Source organism: Curtobacterium sp. MCPF17_050, assembly GCF_003224435.2.
In the GTDB taxonomy this organism is placed as follows: Bacteria; Actinomycetota; Actinomycetes; order Actinomycetales; family Microbacteriaceae; genus Curtobacterium.
The window spans coordinates 2,995,239-3,013,238 of sequence record NZ_CP126250.1 but is presented as its reverse complement, the minus strand read 5'-3'; the positions used below and the strand labels follow the sequence as shown (position 1 = coordinate 3,013,238).

General features: G+C 72.3%; 21 protein-coding genes. 13 read left to right on the top strand and 8 right to left on the bottom strand.

Going from position 1 to position 18,000, the window contains the following annotated elements:
* Window positions 1–50 precede the first annotated feature (50 nt).
* From rplM to glmM, 3 genes are read left to right on the top strand one after another with little or no spacing between them, the layout of a single operon-like run.
* Window positions 51–497 (top strand): 50S ribosomal protein L13, encoded by a 447-nt coding sequence (rplM, locus tag DEJ34_RS14305; protein WP_110824221.1) that lies wholly within the window; start codon window positions 51–53, stop codon window positions 495–497.
* Window positions 498–535: 38 nt separating this feature from the next.
* Entirely contained in the window at window positions 536–1,021 is a 486-nt protein-coding gene (rpsI, locus tag DEJ34_RS14300) for a 30S ribosomal protein S9 (protein ID WP_110824220.1), read from the top strand.
* Window positions 1,022–1,043: 22 nt separating this feature from the next.
* Window positions 1,044–2,417 (top strand): phosphoglucosamine mutase, encoded by a 1,374-nt coding sequence (glmM, locus tag DEJ34_RS14295; RefSeq protein WP_110824219.1) that lies wholly within the window; start codon window positions 1,044–1,046, stop codon window positions 2,415–2,417.
* 168 nt (window positions 2,418–2,585) lie between these two features.
* Here the strand turns inward: glmM and coaA are convergent, their stop codons facing one another.
* Together coaA and DEJ34_RS14285 are read right to left on the bottom strand one after the other, a co-directional pair.
* On the bottom strand, window positions 2,586–3,530 hold the full coding sequence (gene coaA, locus DEJ34_RS14290) for a type I pantothenate kinase (protein ID WP_110824218.1): 945 nt from the start codon (window positions 3,528–3,530) through the stop codon (window positions 2,586–2,588).
* 86 nt (window positions 3,531–3,616) lie between these two features.
* Window positions 3,617–4,102 (bottom strand): glutathione peroxidase, encoded by a 486-nt coding sequence (locus DEJ34_RS14285; RefSeq protein ID WP_110910512.1) that lies wholly within the window; start codon window positions 4,100–4,102, stop codon window positions 3,617–3,619.
* A gap of 70 nt (window positions 4,103–4,172) precedes the next feature.
* On the opposite strand from DEJ34_RS14285, the gene glmS reads away from it, so the two are divergent.
* From glmS to tsaE, 5 genes are read left to right on the top strand one after another with little or no spacing between them, the layout of a single operon-like run.
* Complete coding sequence (gene glmS / locus DEJ34_RS14280) at window positions 4,173–6,020, top strand: glutamine--fructose-6-phosphate transaminase (isomerizing) (RefSeq protein WP_110910511.1); 1,848 nt, start codon at window positions 4,173–4,175, stop codon at window positions 6,018–6,020.
* A 6-nt stretch (window positions 6,021–6,026) separates the two neighbouring features.
* The gene (locus DEJ34_RS14275; RefSeq protein WP_110910510.1) at window positions 6,027–6,425 is read left to right on the top strand and encodes a holo-ACP synthase; all 399 of its coding nucleotides are present in this window, start codon (window positions 6,027–6,029) and stop codon (window positions 6,423–6,425) included.
* On the top strand, window positions 6,422–7,525 hold the full coding sequence (alr, locus tag DEJ34_RS14270; protein WP_110824214.1) for an alanine racemase: 1,104 nt from the start codon (window positions 6,422–6,424) through the stop codon (window positions 7,523–7,525). Before DEJ34_RS14275 ends, alr (DEJ34_RS14270) begins: the two co-directional genes overlap by 4 nt.
* Window positions 7,522–8,685 (top strand): alanine racemase, encoded by a 1,164-nt coding sequence (gene alr, locus DEJ34_RS14265; protein WP_181420293.1) that lies wholly within the window; start codon window positions 7,522–7,524, stop codon window positions 8,683–8,685. The genes alr (DEJ34_RS14270) and alr (DEJ34_RS14265) overlap by 4 nt, the downstream gene beginning before the upstream one ends.
* A gap of 38 nt (window positions 8,686–8,723) precedes the next feature.
* On the top strand, window positions 8,724–9,179 hold the full coding sequence (gene tsaE / locus DEJ34_RS14260; RefSeq protein ID WP_110889553.1) for a tRNA (adenosine(37)-N6)-threonylcarbamoyltransferase complex ATPase subunit type 1 TsaE: 456 nt from the start codon (window positions 8,724–8,726) through the stop codon (window positions 9,177–9,179).
* Between the two features lie 386 nt (window positions 9,180–9,565).
* Here the strand turns inward: tsaE and DEJ34_RS14255 are convergent, their stop codons facing one another.
* The 5 genes from DEJ34_RS14255 to DEJ34_RS14235 all read right to left on the bottom strand — a co-directional run bounded on the left by DEJ34_RS14255 (window position 9,566) and on the right by DEJ34_RS14235 (window position 12,802).
* A complete protein-coding gene (locus DEJ34_RS14255; protein ID WP_181422164.1) occupies window positions 9,566–9,733 on the bottom strand; it encodes a hypothetical protein in 168 nt (55 codons plus the stop codon).
* On the bottom strand, window positions 9,730–10,329 hold the full coding sequence (locus tag DEJ34_RS14250) for a dihydrofolate reductase family protein (protein WP_110910509.1): 600 nt from the start codon (window positions 10,327–10,329) through the stop codon (window positions 9,730–9,732). The genes DEJ34_RS14255 and DEJ34_RS14250 overlap by 4 nt, the downstream gene beginning before the upstream one ends.
* Window positions 10,330–10,394: 65 nt before the next feature.
* The gene (locus tag DEJ34_RS14245) at window positions 10,395–11,003 is read right to left on the bottom strand and encodes a hypothetical protein (RefSeq protein WP_110910508.1); all 609 of its coding nucleotides are present in this window, start codon (window positions 11,001–11,003) and stop codon (window positions 10,395–10,397) included.
* A gap of 190 nt (window positions 11,004–11,193) precedes the next feature.
* Window positions 11,194–12,264, bottom strand: coding sequence for a CU044_5270 family protein (locus tag DEJ34_RS14240; protein WP_110910507.1), 1,071 nt, complete (start codon window positions 12,262–12,264; stop codon window positions 11,194–11,196).
* On the bottom strand, window positions 12,257–12,802 hold the full coding sequence (locus DEJ34_RS14235; RefSeq protein WP_181422163.1) for an RNA polymerase sigma factor: 546 nt from the start codon (window positions 12,800–12,802) through the stop codon (window positions 12,257–12,259). The genes DEJ34_RS14240 and DEJ34_RS14235 overlap by 8 nt, the downstream gene beginning before the upstream one ends.
* A gap of 152 nt (window positions 12,803–12,954) precedes the next feature.
* On the opposite strand from DEJ34_RS14235, the gene tsaB reads away from it, so the two are divergent.
* From tsaB to DEJ34_RS14215, 4 genes are all read left to right on the top strand, one after another.
* A complete protein-coding gene (gene tsaB / locus DEJ34_RS14230) occupies window positions 12,955–13,575 on the top strand; it encodes a tRNA (adenosine(37)-N6)-threonylcarbamoyltransferase complex dimerization subunit type 1 TsaB (protein ID WP_110910505.1) in 621 nt (206 codons plus the stop codon).
* Window positions 13,572–14,111: a ribosomal protein S18-alanine N-acetyltransferase gene (rimI, locus tag DEJ34_RS14225; protein WP_258368132.1), complete on the top strand. Its 540-nt coding sequence runs from the start codon at window positions 13,572–13,574 to the stop codon at window positions 14,109–14,111. The genes tsaB and rimI overlap by 4 nt, the downstream gene beginning before the upstream one ends.
* Entirely contained in the window at window positions 14,098–15,153 is a 1,056-nt protein-coding gene (tsaD, locus tag DEJ34_RS14220) for a tRNA (adenosine(37)-N6)-threonylcarbamoyltransferase complex transferase subunit TsaD (protein ID WP_110900428.1), read from the top strand. Before rimI ends, tsaD begins: the two co-directional genes overlap by 14 nt.
* 98 nt (window positions 15,154–15,251) lie before the next feature.
* Complete coding sequence (locus DEJ34_RS14215) at window positions 15,252–16,211, top strand: DUF4190 domain-containing protein (protein WP_110900429.1); 960 nt, start codon at window positions 15,252–15,254, stop codon at window positions 16,209–16,211.
* A gap of 114 nt (window positions 16,212–16,325) precedes the next feature.
* On the opposite strand, the gene DEJ34_RS14210 is transcribed toward DEJ34_RS14215, so the two are convergent.
* Window positions 16,326–17,528: a class I SAM-dependent methyltransferase gene (locus DEJ34_RS14210; protein WP_110910504.1), complete on the bottom strand. Its 1,203-nt coding sequence runs from the start codon at window positions 17,526–17,528 to the stop codon at window positions 16,326–16,328.
* Window positions 17,529–17,686: 158 nt separating this feature from the next.
* On the opposite strand from DEJ34_RS14210, the gene groES reads away from it, so the two are divergent.
* Entirely contained in the window at window positions 17,687–17,983 is a 297-nt protein-coding gene (gene groES / locus DEJ34_RS14205) for a co-chaperone GroES (protein WP_110824204.1), read from the top strand.
* Window positions 17,984–18,000 lie beyond the last annotated feature (17 nt).

The window sequence follows — 18,000 nt, the reverse complement described above, 5'->3', positions numbered from 1 at the left end:
CCGGAGTGGGATTCACGGACTCCTCACCTCGACACGAAAGCAGCACTCCTGTGACTCGTACGTTCTCCCCGAAGCCGGCAGACGTCCAGCACGACTGGATCGTCATCGACGCGACCGACGTCGTGCTCGGCCGCCTCGCTTCGCACGTCGCCGCCCTCCTCCGCGGCAAGCACAAGGCCACCTTCGCCCAGCACATGGACATGGGTGACTACGTCATCATCGTGAACGCCGACAAGGTCGCCCTGACCGGGTCGAAGCTCGCCAAGAAGGTCTACTACCGCCACTCCGGTTACCCGGGCGGCCTCACGGCCACCACCTACCCGGAGATGCTCGAGAAGCACCCGACGCGCGCCGTCGAGAAGGCGATCCGCGGCATGCTGCCGAAGAACACCCTCGGTCGCGAGCAGCTCAAGAAGCTCAAGGTCTACGCAGGCGCTGAGCACCCCCACGCGGCGCAGCAGCCCAAGCCGTACACCTTCGACCAGGTCTCGCAGTAACAGCGGCCACGACGACTTCCAGGAACGAGAAAACACTCATGGCTCAGATCGCTGACTCCATCGACCAGACCCCGGAGACCTTCACCACCGAGAGCGCGCCCGTCGCGTCGGAGGCGGCTCCCCGTCAGATCCTCAACGTCTCGGGCGGTGCCGTCGGGCGCCGCAAGGAGGCCATCGCGCGCGTCCGCCTGGTCCCCGGCTCCGGCACCTTCTCGGTGAACGGCCGCACGCTCGAGGACTACTTCCCGAACAAGCTGCACCAGCAGCTCATCAACGACCCGTTCAAGGTGCTCGAGCTCCTCGGCGCCTACGACGTCACCGCCCGCATCACGGGTGGCGGCCCCTCGGGTCAGGCCGGCGCGCTCCGTCTCGCCATCGCCCGCACCCTGAACGAGATCGACCGCGAGAACAACCGCGCGACCCTCAAGAAGGCCGGCTTCCTCACCCGTGACGCCCGCGTCATCGAGCGCAAGAAGGCCGGTCTCAAGAAGGCCCGCAAGGCGTCGCAGTTCTCGAAGCGCTGATCGCCTGACGGCGGGAGATCGCATGCCGCGTCTGTTCGGTACCGACGGCGTTCGTGGCCTCGCCAACGGCGAGTTGACGGCCGCGCTCGCACTGGGTCTTGCCCAGGCGAGCGCGGCCGTGCTCACGCACGGACACCACGCGGACGCTCGTCGAGCGTCCGGTCGCACGCGCCCCCGGGCCGTGCTCGCGCGTGACCCGCGCGTCTCCGGGGAGTTCCTGGGTGCCGCCGTGGCAGCCGGGCTCGCCTCCGCCGGCGTCGACGTTCTCGACGCCGGGGTCATCCCCACTCCCGCAGCGGCGTACCTGGTCGCGGACGTCGACGCCGACTTCGGCGTGATGATCTCCGCCTCGCACAACCCCGCCCCGGACAACGGGATCAAGTTCTTCGCCGCTGGTGGTCGCAAGCTGCCGGACGAGGTCGAGGACCGCATCGAAGCGGCCATGCACGACCAGTCCGCGCCGACCCCCACCGGTGCCGAGGTCGGGCGCATCACGCGCTTCGCCGACGCCGAGGACCGCTACGTGGTCCACCTGCTCGGCACGCTGCCGCACCGACTCGACGGGATCCACGTCGTGCTCGACTGCGCCAACGGTGCCGCCTCCGGGGTCTCGCCCGAGGTGTTCGTCAACGCGGGCGCGAAGGTCACGCTCATCGGTGCCGACCCGAACGGCATCAACATCAACGACGGCGTCGGCTCGACCCACATCGACAACCTGGCGCGCGCGGTCCTCGAGGCCGGCGCCGACGTGGGCATCGCGCACGACGGTGACGCCGACCGCTGCCTCGCCGTGGACGCCGACGGCAACGCGGTGGACGGCGACCAGATCATGGCGATCCTCGCGCTGTCCCTCAAGGAGCGCGGACGCCTGGTCGACGACACCCTCGTCGCCACGGTGATGTCGAACCTCGGGCTCAAGCGGGCCATGGCGGACGCGGGCATCACGGTCCTCGAGACCGGTGTCGGGGACCGGTACGTCCTCGAGAAGATGACCGAGGGCGGGTTCTCGCTCGGTGGCGAGCAGTCCGGCCACATCATCTTCAGCGACTACGCGACGACCGGTGACGGGGTCCTGACGGGCCTCCACCTCGTGGCGGAGATGGCGCGCACCGGCAAGACGCTCGGCGAGCTCGCCGCGTGCATGACGGTGTTCCCGCAGGTGCTCCTCAACGTGAAGGGCGTCGACCGGCACGGGCTCGACGACCAGGGCGTCCAGGACGCGATCACCGACGCCACCGACGCACTCGGTGACTCCGGTCGGGTGCTGCTGCGTCCTTCGGGCACGGAGCCGGTCGTCCGCGTGATGGTCGAGGCGGCCTCGCAGGAGGACGCCCAGCGCGTCGCCGAGGAGCTCGCCGACGTCGTGCGTGCGCGCCTGACGCTCGACGCCGCGTAGCCGCGCGGGGTCGGGCCTGCGTCGGCCGCACGCGCCGGCCTCGGCGGCCGCGCTCGCGCCCCGCTGGCGTGGATCGCATCCGCACAACAGAAACCCGTCCGAACTGCGCGCTCGCGTGGTTCGGACGGGCTTCGGTTGTGCGGGGACGGCAGGCGCCGCGGGACGCGGTCAGATCTTGCGGAGCAGGACGCTCGTCACCTTGTGGTCGGCGGCCTTCTTGAGCACGAGGGTCGCCCGGGAGCGCGTCGGCAGGACGTTCTCGAGCAGGTTCGGCTCGTTGATCGCCCGCCACACCTCGGTCGCGGTGCGGACGGCGTCCTCGCGGGACAGCTCGGCGAAGCGGTGGAAGAACGAGTCCGGGCTCGAGAACGCCTGCTCCTGCAACGCCAGGAACCGGTCGACGTACCAGGACTCGATGTCCTTCGTCTTCGCGTCGACGTAGATCGTGAAGTCGAACAGGTCGGACAGGGCCAGGCGGCCGTGGACCGGCGGCGCGAGCACGTTGAGCCCCTCGACGATGAGGATGTCCGGCTGCCGCACGACGATCTCGGCGTCGGGCACGATGTCGTAGACCAAGTGCGAGTAGTACGGCGCCCGGACCTCGGCCGCACCGCTCTTCACGTTGCTGACGAACCGGAGGAGCGACCGACGGTCGTACGACTCCGGGAAGCCCTTGCGGTCCATGATCCCGCGGCGCTCGAGTTCCGCGTTCGGGTACAGGAAGCCGTCGGTCGTCACGAGCTCGACGCGGGGGGTGTCCGGCCACCGCTTCGTCAGCTCGCGGAGGAGGCGCGCGACGGTGCTCTTGCCGACCGCGACCGACCCGGCGACGCCGATCACGAACGGGGTCCGGCTCGCACGCTCGCCGAGGAACCGGCTCGTCTCGGCGTGCAGGTCGCGTGCGCCGGCGGCGTACAGCGTCAGGAGCCGGGAGAGCGGCAGGTAGACGTCCTGCACCTCGGTGATGTCGAGGCGGTCGCCCAGGCCGCGCAGCTGCACGATCTCGGTCTCGGTGAGGGAGAGGTGCTCCTTCGGCGCGAGCTGCGACCACTCGTCCCGGGGGATCTCCACGAAGGGAGTGGGGTGCGCGACGGTCGTCTCCGGGATCGGCATGGGGTCGAGCGTACCCAGCCGGGAGGCCCGGCAACCGCCCGCGACGACGGTCCGGTGGAGCGGGCCGCCCGTCCGGCACCCGCCCGTCAGGCGGGGAGTGCCGCTTCGATGGCGGCGACGACCTCGGGAGCGTCCGGCTTGGTCGTCGGCCGGAAGCGCGTGACCGTGCCGTCCGGCGCCACGAGGAACTTCTCGAAGTTCCACGCGACGCTACCGGCCTTGCCCGCACCGTCCGGCGTCTGCTTCAGCTCCTTGTAGAGCGGGTGCGCGCCGCCGCCGTTCACCTTGACCTTCTCGGACATCGGGAAGGTCACGCCCCAGGTTGCGGAGCAGTACTCCTCGATGGCCTCCGACGAACCGAGTTCCTGGAGGAACTGGTTGCTCGGGAAGCCGAGGACGGTGAAGCCCCGCGGCCCGTAGGTCCGCTGGAGTTCCTCGAGCTGTTCGTACTGCGGGGCGAGGCCGCAGCGTGACGCGACGTTCACCACGAGCACGGCTTTGTCGGCGTACGAGCCGAAGGTGGTCTGCTCGCCCTGCAGGGTGGTGATGGCGATGTCGTCGAAGCGTCCCATGGTCGGAAGCTACCCCCGCCTCCGGGGCGGCTCGCAGGGTGCTCCCGGCACTGCCCGTAGGATCGGTCCCATGTGTGGAATCGTCGGCTACGTCGGCAGCAACAGCAGCACGGACGTCCTCCTCGGGGGCCTCCGCCGTCTCGAGTACCGCGGCTACGACTCGGCGGGCATCGCCGTGATCGACCCCACCGGTGACATGACCTCGGCGAAGAAGGCCGGCAAGCTCCAGATGCTGGTCGACGAGCTCGAGGCGAACCCCGTCCCCGACGGCGGCACCGGCATCGGCCACACCCGCTGGGCGACCCACGGCGGCCCGACCGACGGCAACGCGCACCCGCACCTGGCCGACGGCGGCAAGCTCGCCCTCATCCACAACGGCATCATCGAGAACTTCGCCCCGCTCAAGGACGAGCTGCTCGCCGAGGGCGTCACCTTCGAGAGCGAGACCGACTCCGAGGTCGCCGCGCACCTCGTCGCGCGCGAGTTCCGCGAGACGCAGGACCTGACCGAGGCGATGCGACGCACGGTGGCCCGCCTCGAGGGCGCGTTCACCCTGCTCGTCGTGCACGCCGACCAGCCGGGCGTCGTCGTCGGCGCCCGTCGCAACTCGCCCCTCGTGGTGGGCCTCGGCGACGGCGAGAACTTCATGGGCTCGGACGTCGCCGCGTTCGTCGCGTACACGCAGCGGGCCCTGTCGATCGGTCAGGACGAGATCGCCACGATCCGTCCGGACGGCGTCGACGTCATCCACTTCGACGGCACCCCTGCCGAGCCGAGCGAGTTCGAGGTGAACTGGGACGCCTCCGCCGCCGACAAGGGCGGATGGTCCTCGTTCATGGCGAAGGAGATCAGCGAGGAGCCCGAGGCCGTGCGCAACACGATCCTCGGCCGCGTGCACGAGGGCGCGATCACGCTGACCGACCTCGACCCGATCGCCGAGCGGCTGCAGCAGGTGGACCGCGTCATCGTCATCGCCTGCGGGACCGCGGCCTACGCCGGCATGCTCGGCAAGTACGCGATCGAGCAGTGGGCGCGCGTCCCCGTCGAGGTCGAGCTCGCGCACGAGTTCCGCTACCGCGACCCGGTGCTCGACGACCGCACCCTGGTCGTCTCCATCAGCCAGTCCGGCGAGACGATGGACACGCTCATGGCCGTCAAGTACGCCCGCGAGCAGGGCGCGCAGGTCCTCTCGATCTGCAACACCCAGGGCGCCACGATCCCGCGCGAGTCCGACGCGGTGATCTACACGCACGCCGGACCGGAGGTCGCGGTCGCGTCGACGAAGGCGTTCCTGGCGCAGGGCGTCGCGCTGTACCTGCTCGGCCTGCACCTCGCCACGCTCCGCGGCACGCTGACCGCCGAGCAGATCGCCACCCAGGTCGCCGAACTGGAGGGACTGCCGGAGAAGCTCCAGCAGACCATCGAGGACGCCTCCGGGGTCGCCGAGCTGGCCAAGTGGATGGCGGACACCCGGAGCGTGCTGTTCCTCGGCCGCCACGTCGGGTACCCGATCGCCCTCGAGGGCGCCCTCAAGCTCAAGGAGCTCGCGTACATCCACGCCGAGGGCTTCGCCGCCGGTGAGCTCAAGCACGGCCCGATCGCGCTCATCGAGCCCGGCCAGATCGTCTTCGTCATCGTGCCGTCCCCGCGCGACGCCCGCTCGCTGCACCCGAAGGTCGTGTCGAACATCCAGGAGATCCGCGCGCGCGGTGCCCGGGTGATCGCCATCGCGGAGGAGGGCGACGCCGCCGTGCTGCCCTTCGCCGACGAGGTCCTCCGGATCCCGCTCGCGACGCCCCTGTTCGAGCCGCTGCTCGCCGTGGCACCGCTGCACATGTTCGGCATGGAGCTCGCCGCGGCCAAGGGCCTGGACGTCGACCAGCCGCGCAACCTCGCGAAGTCGGTCACCGTCGAGTAGTCGGACGTGATCATCGGCATCGGGGTCGACGTGGTCGACCTGGAACGGTTCGAGCGGGTGCTCGCACGGACGCCCGCGATGCGCACGCGGATGTTCACCGACGCCGAGCAGCTGCGCGACGGCGAACCCCGTCCGATCGCGTCGCTCGCCGCCCGGTTCGCCGCGAAGGAGGCGCTCGTGAAGGCCTTCGGGTCGAGCGCCGGGCTGAGCTGGCGTGAGCTCGAGGTCGTCGCGGACGACCAGCGCAACCCGTCGCTCACGCTGCACGCCGGCGCCCAGCGGGTCGCGGACGACCGGGGCGTCTCGCACGTGCACCTCTCGCTGTCCCACGACGGCGGGATCGCGACGGCGTTCGTCGTCATCGAGGGCCGGGACCGGCCCGCAACGGAAGGAGCGGCCGCGTGAGCGCGTTCACGGGGGTGACCGTCGACCGGGAGGCTGTCATCGCCAACTACGCGACGGTCGCGGAACAGGTCGCTCCGGCGGGCGTCATCGGCGTGGTGAAGGCGGACGGGTACGGCCACGGTGCCGTCGAGGTCGCCCGGGCACTGGTCGACGCCGGCGCGGACTGGCTCGGCGTCGCCGACCTCGACGAGGCGGTGGCGCTCCGGCAGGCGGGGATCGACGAGGGCGTCCGCATCCTCGCGTGGCTGCACGCCCCCGACGAGGACTTCCGCCGCGCGGCCCGGTACGGGATCACCCCGGCGGTGTCGAGCGTCGAGCAGCTCTCGACCGCGGCCGACGCCGACGTCCCGGCCGTGCACCTCGTCCTGGACACCGGCCTGAGCCGCAACGGCGCGGTCGAGTCGGAGTGGCCCGAGCTCTTCGCGACCGCGGCGGCACTGGCCCGCGGTGGGGACCGCACCCGGATCGAGGGCGTCATGTCCCACCTGTCGAACGCGTCGCGCGTGGACGACCTCGACCAGGACGCCGCACTGCAGCGGGCACTGGACGGTCTGGCGGCGGTCGGGATCCGGCCGGAGGTCGTGCACCTCGCCGCGAGCGCCGGCAGCCTGGCGCTCCCGGAGACCCGGCGCGACCTGGTCCGGGTCGGACTCGCGCTGTACGGGCTCAGCCCGTTCCCGGACCGCACCTCGGCCGACCTCGGACTCCGTCCCGCCATGCGGGTGACCGCTGCGGTCCTCCGGATCGTCCCCGTGCCCGCGGGTGACGGTGTCTCGTACGGGTACACGTGGCGTGCCGAGCACGACACCCGGCTCGCCGTGATCGGTCTCGGGTACGCGGACGGGTTCGACCGCGGTGCCGGAGGCGCCGTGTCCGTCCGCATCGGTGACCGTCGGTTCCCGGTCGTCGGCCGGATCGCGATGAACGCGATGCACATCGACATCGGGGACGCCGACGTCTCCGTCGGGGACGAGGCCGTGGTCTGGGGCGACCCCGCGAACGGCGACCCGGCGGTGGAGGAGTGGGCCGACGCGATCGGCACGATCAACTACGAGGTGGTCGCCAGGGTCGGCCGCAGCGTGGAACGGAGGACGACGTGAGCGCACCACTCCGCCGCGCGGTCATCGACCTGGACGCGTACCGTGCCAACCTCGACCTCGTCCGCTCGTGGATGGACCCCGTCGAGCTGATGGCGGTCATGAAGGCCGACGCGTACGGCCACGGGCTCGAGGCCATCGCCCTGACCGCGGTCGACGCCGGCATCCGGTGGATCGGGGTCCTGACGGTCCCGGCTGCCCTGCGCCTCCGGTCGATCGGCGTCGGCGAGGACGTCCGGCTGTTCACGTGGCAGCACGACCCCGGCCTGGACTTCCGGGACGCGGTCGACTCCGGCGTCGACCTCGGCGTCTCGGACGTCGCCGAGTTGCAGCGCATCGTGGCCGCGGTCGACCACCGACCGGCCCGGGTGCACCTCGGCGTCGACAGCGGCCTGCACCGGGACGGCGCGACCGCCGACGCCTGGCCGGCGCTGGTGGAGGCCGCCCGGGACGCGCAGCGCGACGGGCGCATCGAGGTCGTCGCGGCGTACACGCACCTGGCCGAGTCGTCCGACGAGGACGACGCAGCTGCCGTGGCGCACTTCGACGCGATGGTGGAGCAGGCCGAGGACCTCGGGCTCGACATCCGCTGGGAGCACGTCGCCGCCTCGCTCGCCGGGCTCGAGCGCAAGGAGTTCCGGAAGGACATGGTCCGGATGGGGGCGAACCTGTTCGGCATCCCGGGCGCCGACGGGGTCACCGCCGCCGATCTCGGTCTGACACCGGTCATGACGGTCACGAGCTCCGTCGCGAAGACGAAGCGCGTCCCCGCCGGCACGGGCGTCTCCTACGACTACACGTACCGCACCGACGCCGAGACCACCCTGGCGCTCGTCCCGGTCGGCTACGCGGACGGCGTGGCGCGGGCGGCGCAGGGGCGCGTCGAGGTGGCGGTCAACGGCACGCGGTACCCGATCGCCGGCCGGGTCGCCATGGACCAGTTCCTGGTCGACGTCGGTGACGACGACGTCCGCGTCGGCGACCCGGTGACCCTGTTCGGCACCGGCGAGGACGGCGAGATGACCGTCCTGGAGTGGGCGAGCGCGATCGACACGATCGGCGAGGAGGTCGTCTGCCGGATCGGGAGCCGGGTCCAGCGTGTCCACGAGGGACACTCGGCCGAGGGCCGTGTCGGCGCCTACCTGCGCGGGGAGCGGGCGTGACCGTCCTGCTCGACACCACGGTGGACACGACGGAGCAGATGGGCGCGCTCGGCGCACGGCTCGCGGCGGTCCTGCGCGCCGGTGACCTCGTCGTGCTGACCGGGCCGCTCGGCGCCGGCAAGACCACGATGACCCGCGGCCTCGGCGCAGCACTCGGGGCGCGGGGGCAGGTGTCGAGTCCGACGTTCGTGCTCGCGCGCACCCACCCGACGACGGCCGGACCGGACCTGGTGCACGTCGACGCGTACCGGCTGTCCGACCCGGTGGAACTCGACGACCTGGACCTCGACTGGGACGGCTCGATCGTCGTCGTCGAGTGGGGCCGTGGCATGGTCGACGGGGTCAGCGACAGCGTCCTCGACGTCGAGATCGTCCGCGCGACCGGCGGTGCCGTCGGGGCCGGGGACGACGTCGACCCCGACGACGTCCCGGATGAGCCGCGCCGCGTCGTCGTCACCGGCAGCGGCCCGCGTTGGCAGGGCATCACCCTCTGACCCGTGTCCCGTCCCCGGGACGGGCGTCCGCGGCGGGTCCCCGGCGTCCGCCGGACGGGAGGCCCGTGAACCGCACCGACGTCCGTGACGCCGGGCGGGCCTCCCGTCCGGGGCACGCGGAGATCGGCCAACTCGCTCGAAACGCTTGGGTATCGAGCGCAGACGGCGTAGCGTCGCCCGCGCTACACCGCGGACCCTGGCCGCGGATGCCCGATCCCTGTTCCCGGGCTGACCTCGTCGTGACCACGCGTCGTACCCGACGGCGTCGTAGCGCGAGGGCGCTCGTCGCGGAGACCCGAACCTGCCGCGAGCGCCCTCGACCCTCGCCCGACGGGTCCGACGGGTCCGACGGGTCCGACGTCCGGGTCGTGGGGGTGCAGGGCGCGTCAGCGGCGCTGGCGGCCGAGCAGCACGATGCCGAGCAGCACCAGGGCCGACACGACGAGGACCACGGTGACGAACAGCCCGGTCACGTCGGTCGCGCCACCGTCGTCGCACGGCACGGCATCGGACGCACAGGACGCCGCGGCGTGCAGCACAGTCGTCGTCGTCACGCCGTCGCTCCCCGGACCGCGTACCGGTGCAGGGTGACCCCGTTGTCGAACGCGCGCTGTTCGAGGAGGTCGAGCAGCAGGGGCTCCGGGACCGGCTCGTCGAAGAGCGGTCGACCGCTGCCGAGGACCGCGGGGTGCGTGTACAGCAGGAGCTCGTCGACGAGCCCCGCGGCGAGCAGCTGCGTGGCGAGGGTCGCACCGCCGACCGCGATGTCCCCCTCGGACTCCTGCCGCAGGGTCGCGAGCTGTGCGATCGCGTCGTCACCGCCGATGACCCGGGTGTGGTGGTCGGCCCTCTCCCGGGTCCGCGACACCAGGACCTTCGGGATGTCGGTCCAGATGTGCCCGAACTCGCGGAACCACTCCGGCAGCGAGTCGTCGTCGCGGGCGTCCGGCCAGAACGGGTCCATCATGTCGCGGACGACACGGCCCTCGACGAACATCGTCATCGCGCGGGCACGGTCGTTGAACTCGCGGTGCAGGGGGCCGTCGATGTGGAGCCAGTCGGGCCCCTCGAGGCCGCTGTGGTCGCCGCGGTCCCGTTCGATGAGCAGGTCGAGCGAGACGTTCATCCAGTACACGAAGCGCGCAGGCATCGGGACTCCTCCGTCGATGCCGGAACGGTACCGCCGAGCACTGCGCTCGGCAAGAGACCGATCGGTCAGGGCCGACCGGGTCGGCTCCGCAGCCCGCAGCTGCGCCGCTCGAGGTCGGCGAGGGCCGCGATCGTCGCCGGGTCCCGCTCCCGCCACCGGTCGACGACACCGGGGCCGAGCGCCGTCACGGCATCGCGTCCCACGAGTGCCCGGAGTGCCAGGACCTCGGTCCCGTCCGGTCCACGGTCGACCTCGCGGGTGGCGGTCGCGGCACGGACGAACCGCCCACGGGTGCGCGTCCAGACGAGGAGCAGGACCACGACGAACACGACGGTGAGGCCGCCGCCGACGAGGTGCGCCAGGTGGACGGCGGTGTCGTGCTGCTGCGCTCCCGCGGCCGCCACGGCGCCGGCGTGCTCGCTCGCCCTCCGCAGGGGCGCACTCACGGCGTCGCCGGCGAGGGGGATGTCCGCGAGGGCCCGTGCGGTCGCCGACAGCTGCCGCTGGAACGCCGAGCCCTCGTCCTGCACCCGGGTGCCGATGGACGCGAGCCGTTCGATCGAGCCGGCGACCTCCCTGCCGACCACCACGGCGAGGACCAGACCGACGAGGACGAGGAGGTCGGCGACGACCTGGCGGACACGTCGGAGCGGTCGGCTGTCGTACACGACCATCACGGGCCTCCTGTCCGGGTCGACCGGTGCCGGACGTGGCTGGTCGGTCGACGTCCCAGTCTGCTGGTGCCGCCTGTGCTCCCGGTCCGTCGGCCCGGTCCGGGCGCCGTTCGCACCCAGCGACAGTCCGTGGGTCTGGAGCTCCGTGGTCTGTCGCCGACCGCGAACCGGGCCTCCGGCACCGCGCCGCTCAGGGCACGACGTCCACCGGTGCGGTCCGCACGGCGACCGAGTCGATCACCGCCCCGGCCGGGATGCTGCCCGTGCGCTGTGTCTGTACGGTCCGCTCGCCGAGGTAGGTGCCGGACGCCCGGTCGATGATCACGTCCTGGCGTTCCTTCCCCGTCCGCGCCGGCAGTCCGATCGCGGTTCCGACCCGTCCGTCGAGGGACGCCTGCTCCTCGGTCACGACGATGCCCGGCAGGGTCGCCAGGGCCTCGTACATGACGGCACGGAGGTCGGCGGGCACCAGCCCGGTGCGGAGGAGCCAACGGACGGTGTCGAAGACGTGCTCCGCGTCGGTCGTGTCCACCGGGCGAGGTGCGGCGCCGATCCGCCGCACGAGCGCGGCAGGGTCCCGGGGCAGGCCCTCGATGTCCGTCACGGCGATGGTCCCCGGACGCACACCGCCGAGTTCCCCGACCGTGAAGTCGCCGCCGGCAGCGCGCTCCCACTGCGGGTCGTCGCGGTGGGCCTCGGTCGCGTAGTCGTCCGCCGCGGCCTCCCGAGCGGCCGCTCCGCCGTAGAAGGTCGTCGCCGGCTCGGACCAGCTCTCGCGGACCCAGGTGTCGGTCACGTCCGCGGGCACCCACGTCGTGCTCGTCCGCCGTGCCAGGTAGCCCTCGTCGTAGTGCTCGCCGTCCGACGACGCGTACCCCAGTGCCCGCTCGGTCTCCACGATCCGCGTGTACGAGCCGACCGGTGCCCTGTCTGCCGCGGCCGCACGGGCCGCCTCGTGCAGGGTGGCCGCGGCAGCGCGGTCCGGTGACGACCAGTGCGTGGTCCCGATGCCGTTGGCGACCAGCACGCCGGCAGCGACGACCGCGGCACCGGCGACCAGGACGGGGCGGAGCCGATGACGCCGACGGACGGGAGGAACGGTGCTGGCCGCCGCAGCGCCTTCCGTCGACGGGGCGGTCGCCGCCGCCTGCGCTGCTGCGTCGAACCGGTGGCGCGCACGGTCGAGGGCAGCTTCGAGGACCTCGGGCGGTACGTCCTCCCGACGCAGCAGACGGAGGGCGGCGAAGTCGTCGTCAGACATGGAGGGGTCCGTTCAGGGGGTCGGTGGCACCCGGGACGGCGCGGAGGGCCGTGCGGGCGCGGTTCAGTCGGGAGCGGACGGTACCGACGGGGACGCCCGTCGCCTCCGCGATCTGCTCGTAGGTGAGCTCGGCCCAGGCGTGCAGCAGCACGGTGTCCCGGACGGCGGGGCGCATCCGGTCGAGTTCCCGGACCACCGCCTGCACGGCACGCTGTACGTCGACGCGGTCACCGGTCTCGTCTTCGAAGTGCTCCGGGGCGGCGGAACGGGACATGGCGCGCTGTGTCCGGCGTTGCGATCGCCAGTGTCGGCTGAGCAGGTTCGTCGCGATGCCGAACAGCCAGGGCAACGGCTCCTGCCGCTCGGGGTCGAACGAGCTCCACCGCACCAGGGCCGTCACGAACGTCTCGCTGAGGATGTCCTCCGCGGTCTGCAGGTCGGTCCGGCGGGCGAGGTAGCGCAGGATGCGGCGTCCGTGCAGGTCGAGCTGGCGACCGAGCGCGGCGGCGGCGTCTGGCGGGGGATGGTTGCTGGGCACGGTAGGTGTTGCCCGATCCTGGTCGGGGAGTTCCATCTTCGTCCTTGCCGGCGGGCACGGTCCTCGCTGAGCGACAGTGTTCGCGGCCGCTGCCCCGCGGACCGTCGCTCAGCACGAACGACCCGTCACGGCACCGCGCCTACGATGGACGGGTGCTGCTCGCGATCGACACCTCCGCCGGGACCTCCGTCGCCGTCGTCGACCCGACGACCGGGCAGGTCCTCGCCGAGCGCGCGACCGACGACACCCGCCGGCACGCCGAGGTGATCGGCCCGTTCCTCGACGAGGTCCTGCGCGCCGCCGGGGTCACCCCGTCGGCCGTCACGGGCGTCGTCGCCGGCATGGGTCCCGGCCCCTTCACCGGCCTCCGCGTCGGCATCGCCGCCGCCCGCACCTTCGCCGCCGCACGCGCCGTCCCGTTCCTCCCGCTCGTCAGCCACGACGCGGTCGCGACGGGGGAGCCCGGGCCGCTCGTCGTCCTCACCGACGCCCGCCGCCGCGAGGTCGCCTGGAGCGCCTACGACACCGACGGCACGCGCGTCGCAGGTCCGGGACTCGCGAAGCCGGCGGACCTGGACGACGTGCTGGGGGCCTCCCGTCCGGAGGCCGTCGACTGGCGGCGCGTGACGGCCGCGACCATCCCGGCCGGGAGGCTCGGGGTGCTGGCCGCGGACCGGCTCGCCTCCGGCGCACCCCTGGCCGCCGACACCCCGGTCTACCTGCGCGAACCCGACGTGACGATGCCGGGAGCGCCGAAGCGGGTGGCCCGGTGACCGCCGTGCTGCCCGACGGACTGCGGCTCCGTCGCGCGCACCCGCAGGACCTCGACGACGTCATGTGGCTCGAGCAGGTCTCGTTCCCGACGGATGCCTGGTCGGCTTCGCAGATGTCCGGTGAGCTGCACTCCCCGCACGGGTACTACGTCGTCATCGAGACCACCGACGAGGGCACGGCACCGACGGTCGTCGGGTACGCCGGGCTGTCCTCGCTGCCGGGCAACCCGGTCGCGGACGTGCAGACCATCGCGGTCGCGGCCGAGCACCGCGGCAAGGGCCTCGGCCGGGTGCTGTTCACGGAACTCCTCGACGAGGCACGTCGCCGCGGGGTGCACGAGGTGTTCCTCGAGGTCCGCGCGGACAACCCCGTGGCGCAGGCGATGTACACGGCGGCCGGGTTCGAGCAGATCGCCGTCCGGCCGCGGTACTACCAGCCCGACGGCGTCGACGCGTGGGTGATGCGGGCCGAACTCGTGCCGGACGCCACTCGACCCGGACCGATCGGACAGGAGGCGCTCGATGACCGCGGCTGAACCACTGGTGCTCGGCATCGAGACCTCGTGCGACGAGACCGGCGTCGGCATCGTGCGCGGGACCACCCTGCTCGCGAACGTCATCGCGTCGAGCATGGACGAGCACGCCCGCTACGGCGGCGTCGTGCCCGAGGTCGCCGCACGGGCGCACCTCGAGGCGATGACGCCGACCCTGCACCAGGCGCTCGAGCAGGCCGGGGTCACCCTCGACGAGCTCGACGCCGTCGCGGTCACCGCCGGGCCGGGCCTCGCGGGCGCGCTCATGGTCGGTGTCGGCGCGGCGAAGGCGCTCGCCGTGGCGACCGGCAAGCCGCTGTACGGCGTGAACCACCTCGTCGGGCACGTCGGCGCGGACGTCCTGCGCACGGACGGCTCCGAGATCGAACTCCCGACCGTGGCGTTGCTCGTCTCGGGCGGCCACACCTCGCTCCTGCTCGTCCGGGACCTGGTCGGCGACGTGGAACTGCTCGGCGAGACGATCGACGACGCCGCGGGTGAGGCGTTCGACAAGGTCGCCCGGCTCCTCGGCCTGCCGTACCCCGGCGGACCCCAGATCGACCGCGCGGCAGCCGAGGGCGACCCGACGGCCATCCGGTTCCCCCGGGGTCTGACGCTGCCGAAGGACATGGCGGCACACCGCTACGACTTCTCGTTCTCCGGCCTGAAGACCGCCGTCGCCCGGTGGGTCGAGCGCTGCCGAGACGAGGGTCGCGAGGTCCCCATCGCCGACGTCGCCGCGAGCTTCCGCGAGGCCGTCGTCGACGTCCTGCTGACCAAGGCGCTCGCCGCCTGCCGGGACACCGGTGTCGAGCGGCTGCTGCTCGGCGGCGGGGTCGTCGCGAACGCGCGGCTGCGGCAGGTGGCGGAGGAACGCTGCGCTGCAGCCGGGGTCGCACTGCGGATCCCGCCGTTCGACCTCTGCACCGACAACGGCGCGATGATCGCCGCTGTCGGTGCGCGGCTCGTCGCCGAGGGGCACGCCCCGAGCGACCTCGGCATCGCGGCGGACTCGACCCTGCCGGTCACCACGGTCCAGGTCTGACGGGCGCCGGCCCGGGCCGCTCCCGCTCCTGAACGACGCAGGGAGCCGTGTGGGAGGATCGGTGCCGGTGGTCGACCGGCCACCGGGAGGGGTGACACGTGTCCGATCAGAACGACCGATCGAAGCCGGACGAGACGCCGGACCAGGCGTCGGGTCAGGAGTCGAGCCAGCCTGCGGCGTCCGCGTCGACCGATCCGGAGCGCGGGCACGACCCGGCGGCGCGGGACCCGTTCGCGTCCTCCGGCCAGGGGTCGGCAGCGCAGGGTGTCACGGATCCGGCGGGCGACCCGAGCGGACGTGCGGCCTCCTCCGGGCAGTCGACCAGCGCGCAGCAGAGCCCGTACGCGACGCCCGGCCAGTCCGGGTCGCACGCGGCGTACGGCTCGCAGGCGGGCCAGTACGGCTCGCAGAACCAGTACGGCTCGCAGAACCAGTACGGCTCGCAGAACCAGTACGGCTCGCAGCAGGCAGGCTCGAACCAGTACGGCTCGCAGCAGGCCGGGCAGGGCCAGTACGGCTCGCAGAACCCGTACGGCGCGTCGAACCCCTACGGCGGGCAGAACCCCTCGGGGTCCCAGAGCCAGTACGGCGGACAGAAGGCCTCGAGCCAGTCGCCCTACGGCCAGCAGCCCCACGGCCAGCAGCAGTACGGCCAGCAGTCGTACGGCGCCCAGCAAGGAACCGCGGCCGGCTACAACCCGTACGCGGCCTCGAGCCCGTACGCCTACGGGCAGCAGCAGAAGACGAGCGTGCTCGCGATCCTGTCGATCGTCTTCGCCTTCGGCGGACTCCTGTTCGGGCCGCTCACCATCCTGACCAGCCCCGCCGGCGCGATCATGGGGCACGTCGCCCTCGGACGCATCAAGCAGACCGGTGAGCAGGGGCGCGGCCTCGCCCTCGCCGGCATCATCGGCGGCTGGATCATCACCGCGCTGGCCGTGATCGGAGTCGTGGGGTTCATCCTGTTCGCGGTCTTCGCCGCCCAGAACCCGAACTACGGGGGCTACGACGACTACAACGGCTACGACACCAGCAGCACGGCTGCCGTCATCGCCTGACCTGCTCGACGTGCGGCTCCGCAGGACGACCGCACCGGACGACGACGGGGCACCGCCACCACGGCGGTGCCCCGTCGTCGTGTGTCGCGCAGCGCAGCGCAGCACCCGGACTGGTCAGCCGGCCACGTCGGTGAGGCGCTCGCACAGGACTGCGGTGTGGCGGCCCTCCAGTCTGGTGAGCACGAGCGTGACGCGACCCCGCCCGCGCAGTCGCAGGCGCTTGCGGAACTCGGCCGGGTCCACGTCCACTCCGCGCTTCTTGATCTCGACGGTCCCGATGTCGTCCGCCGCCAGTCGTGCCGCCAGCCGCTTGACGTCGAGTGGCATCGTGTCGAGCACGCGGAACCCCTGCGCGAACGGTGTCCCGACCGCCCGGTCGCTCGTCACGTAGGCGATGCCCTCGGAGAGCATCCGGCCGTCGATCGACCGCGCCAGGTCCCCGATGAGCCGGGCACGGATGACGGCGCCGTCGGGTTCGTAGAGGTACGCACCGAGGGGCCCGACCTCGACGTCCTCGGCGTCGGCGGCTCCCGTGAGTTCGGCGATGCCGTGCGGACCGATGACGGTCGCTGCACGTCGGACTCCGGGACGGGCGAGCGGACCGAACCACAGGGCGAGCTCGACGACCTCGCGGTCGACGGACGTCCACTGCGCCTCGGCGGTGTCGGGGATCAGGTCGCGGTCGACGCCCGGGCCGAGCTTCACGCCGGTCGGGGTCGTCGTCGCGGCGGCGAAGACGGTGTCGAGCGAGGGCGACCAGTCGTCCGGGTCGGCGAGTCGTCGGGTGTCCGAGTGCCCGCTCGTCCGCCGGGCCGGGTCCATCCAGACCCCGTCCACGGAGCTGACGTCGAACGTGGCGGCGTCCCCGAGCTCGACGCGGGCGTTCGGCCACGGTGCGAGGTTGTGCGTCGCGACCGCCGCGGTCACCTCGTCCCGGTCGACGGCGGTGACGTCGAGGTCGAGCGCCGCCATCGCGAGCGCGTCCCCGCCGATCCCGCAGCCGAGGTCCGCGACCCGCTGCAGGCCGGCGGCGGCGAAGCGTCCGGCGTGCTGCGCGGCCACCTGCAGCCGCGTGGCCTGTTCGAGCCCGGCCTCGGTGAAGAGCATGCGCGCCGCGAAGTCACCGAACTTGCCGCGGGCCTTCTGCCGGAGCTTCGCCTGGGTGAGGACCGCCGCGACGAGTGCGGGGTCGTGCCCCTCGGCCCGGAGGCGGGACACCACCCGGACGATCTCGCCGCCGTCCGAGACCGAGGGCGTACGGTCGAGCAGGTCCATCCCCGCCGGGGTCAGCAGCTGGGTCAGTTCGGCGGCGTCCATGCCCCGATCCTCCCAGGTGCGGGCAGAGCGGGGCGCGCTGGCACTCGGATTGACCGAGTGCCAGTGACGTCCTACAGTTGGGGTTGGCACTCTCCCCAGGGAAGTGCCAACCCGGTTTTCGTCAGTACCGAACACGTACCGAGAAAGAAGAGGTCACCGTGGCCGTCAGCATCAAGCCGCTCGAAGATCGCATCGTCATCCGCCAGGTGGAGGCGGAGCAGACCACCGCTTCCGGTCTGGTCATCCCGGACACCGCGAAGGAGAAGCCCCAGGAGGGCGAGGTCGTCGCCGTGGGTCCGGGTCGCATCGACGACAACGGCAACCGCGTGCCGCTCGACGTCGCCGTCGGCGACAAGGTCATCTACTCGAAGTACGGCGGCACCGAGGTCAAGTACTCGGGTGAGGACCTCCTCGTCCTCTCCGCCCGCGACGTCCTCGCGGTCATCGAGAACTGACATCTGCTCCACGAACG

Coding starts and splice junctions, on each gene's coding strand:
- DEJ34_RS14245 (WP_110910508.1), bottom strand. CDS start 11,003: ATGGTCGTGTACGACAGCCGACCGCTCCGACGTGTCCGCCAGGTCGTC.
- tsaD (WP_110900428.1), top strand. CDS start 14,098: ATGACCGCGGCTGAACCACTGGTGCTCGGCATCGAGACCTCGTGCGAC.
- coaA (WP_110824218.1), bottom strand. CDS start 3,530: ATGCCGATCCCGGAGACGACCGTCGCGCACCCCACTCCCTTCGTGGAG.
- glmS (WP_110910511.1), top strand. CDS start 4,173: ATGTGTGGAATCGTCGGCTACGTCGGCAGCAACAGCAGCACGGACGTC.
- DEJ34_RS14240 (WP_110910507.1), bottom strand. CDS start 12,264: ATGTCTGACGACGACTTCGCCGCCCTCCGTCTGCTGCGTCGGGAGGAC.
- DEJ34_RS14285 (WP_110910512.1), bottom strand. CDS start 4,102: ATGGGACGCTTCGACGACATCGCCATCACCACCCTGCAGGGCGAGCAG.
- DEJ34_RS14210 (WP_110910504.1), bottom strand. CDS start 17,528: ATGGACGCCGCCGAACTGACCCAGCTGCTGACCCCGGCGGGGATGGAC.
- DEJ34_RS14250 (WP_110910509.1), bottom strand. CDS start 10,329: ATGCCTGCGCGCTTCGTGTACTGGATGAACGTCTCGCTCGACCTGCTC.
- rpsI (WP_110824220.1), top strand. CDS start 536: ATGGCTCAGATCGCTGACTCCATCGACCAGACCCCGGAGACCTTCACC.
- tsaE (WP_110889553.1), top strand. CDS start 8,724: ATGGGCGCGCTCGGCGCACGGCTCGCGGCGGTCCTGCGCGCCGGTGAC.
- glmM (WP_110824219.1), top strand. CDS start 1,044: ATGCCGCGTCTGTTCGGTACCGACGGCGTTCGTGGCCTCGCCAACGGC.